We start from the raw sequence: 4,067 nt of genomic DNA on the forward strand, positions 1-4,067 counted from the left end.
TATCCATCAATGTCAAAGAGCGTGAGGCCAAAAAGAACCGGAAGCGCTTACTTGAAGCGCGCCCCGCTCTCAAACCTCAGTAGTTTTCGTTGCCTTCCGTGTCAGCGTCGCTGGCCCTTCCGGCGCCCCGTTGCGGTGTGTTCCGCTTCGGTGAGGGGGTTTCTACGCATACCGACCGGGGTCCGCAAGAGGTTTTTTCTCGAAACCCTCACTTTTTTCGCCCGCCCCTTATTTCCTTGATCAAAATAGGGGCAGAAAATGAAAACAGGGGCTCGTGAGCCCCCGTTCGTTTTCCCCCTTCCCCAGGGTCAGGATAGTCTTTCGCGAGTCGCTATCCGGTTTTGCGCGAGTCGAGCGCCCTTTGCGGCCCGAGTCACCCCCGCAAAAGCCGCCCTCGTGCCTTCCAGATCGCCGGAATCAACATCACGACGTAGATCGCAGCCAGAATCACCATCAGCAGCCAGATTCGCGTGAAGACCATCCCGACGGCGATCACCGTTCCGATCAGCAGGAAGCCGACGGCCCCGCGTGGGATACGCATCGCCTTGGGCGAGAAGGTCTTGATCCTGGAAATCATCAGGATCCCGACGAACCCGAGCCAGAACGCCACCACGACCGGCACCGCGCGCGCATCGCCGAGCTCCGCGAAAGTCACGAACATCGGCAAAAGCGCGAGCCCCGCCCCCGCAGGTGCCGGCACCCCGGTGAAATGACGCATCGAGTCGGGCTCCGAGCGCATCACGTTAAAGCGCGCAAGCCGCAGGCACGCCGCGCCGACATAGACCAGGACAAAGATCCAGCCGAACGCATGGGTCTCTCCCAGCGCAAAGCGATAGAGGAGCAATCCGGGGGCCACGCCGAAACAGAGGAAATCAGACAGGCTGTCGAGCTCGGCACCAAAATCCGACGTTGCCTTGAGACGGCGTGCAAGCAGCCCGTCCATTCCGTCGATCAGCGCCGAGAGAAGGATCAAGGCCACCGCCAGCTCAAAACGGTCATCCATCGCGAAGCGGATGGAGGTCAGGCCGATCCCCATCCCGGCAATCGTGACCAGGTTGGGCACGAGTTGCAGAAACGGCATCCGGTCCTTTTCATGCGGCTCGAGGTCGTGATGCTGCATCCCTGCCCCTCCCTCTCTTCAGCGAACGCCGCCCGAGCGCGCCGGTTCCGTACCATCGAGATCGGCAAGGACCGTCTCGCCCGCGACCATCGTCTGGCCGATACAGACCAGCGGCTCCACACCGTCCGGCAGATAGATATCGAGACGCGAGCCGAAACGGATCAGGCCGAAGCGCTCGCCCGTCATCAGGCTCTGGCCTTCCTTCGACCAGCACAGGATGCGGCGTGCCACGAGCCCCGCGATCTGGACGACACCGTATTGACGCCCGTCGGGCAGAACCACCGCCATGCCGTTGCGCTCATTGTCCGAGCTCGCCTTGTCGAGCGAGGCATTGAGAAACTTGCCGGGCCGGTAAGCCACTTTCGAAATCCGCCCCGCCGCAGGCAGCCGGTTCACATGGCAGTTGAAGACCGACATGAAGACCGAGATCCGCACCATCGGCTGATCGCCCAGCCCCAGCTCGGCCGGCGGCACGGCGGGCTCCAGAAGCGAAACCACCCCATCGGCCGGCGACACCATCAACCCGTCGCGCGTCGGCGTCACCCGCTCCGGGTCACGGAAGAAGTAATAGCACCAGACGGTCAGCCCGACCCCGATCCAGCCCAGCGGTGGCCAGATCAGGAACAGGACCAGCGTGATACCCGCGAAGATGGCGACGAACTTGCGCCCCTCAGGATGCATCGGCTTGACGAAAGTGGAGAGCATGGAGACGGACATCGAGGCCTCATGTATTTCATTTGCCATTGTGCTTAGCGCATGGGGGGCACAATGCAAATGCTAGGCCATCGGCTTTGTCGCCGCGTCGCTGATCACGATGGCGCACTCTGTACGTCTCGCCCAGATCACACCGGGTATTCGGATCGGGAACAGACAAGCCCCTTCTTCTTGATCCAAATATCTCGGGGGAGCCTCCGCAGGAGGCGGGGGCAGAGCCCCAAAAGCAAAACGCGGCCCCCGAGGGAGCCGCGTTTCGTTGTTTCGATCGTATCGGATCAGCGCTTCGAGAACTGGAAGCTACGGCGGGCTTTCGCCTTACCGTATTTCTTACGCTCGACGACGCGCGAGTCGCGGGTCAGGAAGCCAGCGGCCTTGAGAGCCGAACGCAGGCTGGGATCGTAAAGCTGCAACGCTTTCGAGATACCGTGCTTCACCGCACCGGCCTGGCCCGAGAGGCCACCGCCTGCGACAGTCGCGTAAACGTCGAACTGACCTTCGACATTGGCGACTTCGAAGGGCTGGTTCACGATCAGCTGGAGCACCGGACGCGCGAAATACGCGTTCATCTCTTTGCCGTTCACTTCCACCTTGCCGGTGCCGGGCTTCACCCAGACGCGAGCGACAGCGTCTTTACGCTTGCCGGTGGCATAGGCACGGCCTTGCGCGTCGCGCACGGGCTCGCGCGGAGCGGCGGTTTCGGTTTCGGTCGCGACAGCGTCCGAACCGGACACGACCGATTTCAGATCGTCGAGGGTCTTGATATCGTCGGCCATGATCAGCTCCGGGTGTTCTTCTTGTTCATCGACTTGACGTCGAGAACTTCAGGCTGTTGCGCTTCATGCGGATGCTCGGCGCCCGCGTAGACGCGCAGGTTCGACATCTGCGCACGGCCCAGACGGTTGCGCGAGATCATACGCTCGACCGCCTTGATCACCACGCGCTCGGGATGCGCGCCCTCGAGGACCTGACGCGCGGTGCGCGACTTGATCCCGCCGGGGTGGTTGGTGTGCCAGTAGTAGGTTTTGTCGTCACGCTTCTTGCCGGTCATCTGCACCTTGTCGGCGTTGATAACGATGACGTTGTCGCCCATGTCCATGTGCGGCGTGAAGGTGGCCTTGTGCTTGCCACGCAGACGCATTGCGACGATCGAGGCGAGACGGCCCAGCACGACGCCTTCAGCGTCGATGATGACCCATTTCTTTTCGATCTCCGCGGGTTTTGCGGTGTAGGTTTTCATCTGTGATCTGCCCTTGTGGGGGATTTCGAATTCTGATGCGGGCTTTTGCGCGATTCCGGATACGTTTTCAAGAGGGTTGCGTGGTAATTTACCAAACAAAAACAAAGGTCTAAAAAATAGGTATTAAAATACCCCAAATATTTTCGCGCATTTCCCGGCAGATTTATGCTCTGAACCTCATCAGGACCGACGCTCCGCCAAGACACGCGCAAGAAGCCCACCCAGCAGCGCCCCGATCACCGCCCCCACCGCGGCCTTGAAGATCAGCCAGGGCAAAGTGAACATCGAGAGCGCCAGCATCATCGCCACCATCTCTCCGAAACCGCCCGGCCCCACATAGGTGACCATCCCGAACAACGTATAGCCCACCACGGCCGCAAGCCCGATCAATCCGCCAAGCAACACGACGCGAACGCGTGGAACGGTCGCGCGATCCGTGCGCAAGGCGCGGCGCATGAAAATTTGCGCGACGAGGAAATAGACAAGGTAGGGCACTTCGGCCCAGATCACGACCGGGACCATCAACTGCACGCCCCTGCCCCATCCGACGGTCGGCACCCCATTCGCATCGAGATAGAGCTTACCCGCGACACCGATCATCGTGCTGAGCACGACTCCGACCACCAAGATCATGAGGAGAAGAAACCGGTCACGTGCGGGCAAAAGGGATTCGGTATCACGTTGCTGGTCCATCGCATCATCTGTCCAGCGTCGGCGCGCACTGTCCATGACACCGATCAACCCTCGGGCTGGACACATCCTCCTGTCGCGAACCCTGCGCAGGGATTACGACCTAGATGCAGGACGGCGCCCGACCGAAGTCTCTTTGATGCAGTCAATCGCCTAGTGCAGCGACGCTTATTTCGGAGGGATCGAATAGGTCATGCTCGAACGCGCCACGGGTCGCGTATCTCCCTCCGAATAGATCAGCGCCTCGCCCACGGCGAGCACGCGACCCAGTTTCAGCACCTTCTGATGCGGGCTTTTGCGCGA

General features: G+C 61.0%; 5 protein-coding genes. All 5 read right to left on the reverse strand.

Annotation, left to right across the window (positions count from 1 at the left end; genetic code table 11):
* Positions 1–373 precede the first annotated feature (373 nt).
* The 5 genes from pssA to TP2_RS09240 all read right to left on the reverse strand — a co-directional run bounded on the left by pssA (position 374) and on the right by TP2_RS09240 (position 3,767).
* Entirely contained in the window at positions 374–1,120 is a 747-nt protein-coding gene (gene pssA, locus TP2_RS09220; protein ID WP_157617090.1) for a CDP-diacylglycerol--serine O-phosphatidyltransferase, read from the reverse strand.
* 18 nt (positions 1,121–1,138) lie between these two features.
* Entirely contained in the window at positions 1,139–1,837 is a 699-nt protein-coding gene (locus tag TP2_RS09225) for a phosphatidylserine decarboxylase (RefSeq protein WP_038076496.1), read from the reverse strand.
* Positions 1,838–2,112: 275 nt separating this feature from the next.
* Positions 2,113–2,610 carry a 30S ribosomal protein S9 gene (gene rpsI, locus TP2_RS09230; protein ID WP_038076499.1) on the reverse strand — a complete coding sequence of 166 codons (498 nt, stop codon included), beginning with the start codon at positions 2,608–2,610 and terminating at the stop codon, positions 2,113–2,115.
* A 2-nt stretch (positions 2,611–2,612) separates the two neighbouring features.
* Positions 2,613–3,074: a 50S ribosomal protein L13 gene (gene rplM / locus TP2_RS09235; protein WP_038076501.1), complete on the reverse strand. Its 462-nt coding sequence runs from the start codon at positions 3,072–3,074 to the stop codon at positions 2,613–2,615.
* Between the two features lie 180 nt (positions 3,075–3,254).
* On the reverse strand, positions 3,255–3,767 hold the full coding sequence (locus TP2_RS09240; protein ID WP_157617091.1) for a hypothetical protein: 513 nt from the start codon (positions 3,765–3,767) through the stop codon (positions 3,255–3,257).
* Positions 3,768–4,067 lie beyond the last annotated feature (300 nt).

Source organism: Thioclava pacifica DSM 10166, assembly GCF_000714535.1.
Taxonomy (GTDB): domain Bacteria; phylum Pseudomonadota; class Alphaproteobacteria; order Rhodobacterales; family Rhodobacteraceae; genus Thioclava; species Thioclava pacifica.

Excerpts from the sequence above, each read along its gene's own strand:
- pssA (WP_157617090.1), bottom strand. The coding sequence starts at position 1,120 with ATGCAGCATCACGACCTCGAGCCGCATGAAAAGGACCGGATGCCGTTT.
- TP2_RS09225 (WP_038076496.1), bottom strand. The coding sequence starts at position 1,837 with ATGTCCGTCTCCATGCTCTCCACTTTCGTCAAGCCGATGCATCCTGAG.
- rpsI (WP_038076499.1), bottom strand. The coding sequence starts at position 2,610 with ATGGCCGACGATATCAAGACCCTCGACGATCTGAAATCGGTCGTGTCC.
- rplM (WP_038076501.1), bottom strand. The coding sequence starts at position 3,074 with ATGAAAACCTACACCGCAAAACCCGCGGAGATCGAAAAGAAATGGGTC.
- TP2_RS09240 (WP_157617091.1), bottom strand. The coding sequence starts at position 3,767 with ATGGACCAGCAACGTGATACCGAATCCCTTTTGCCCGCACGTGACCGG.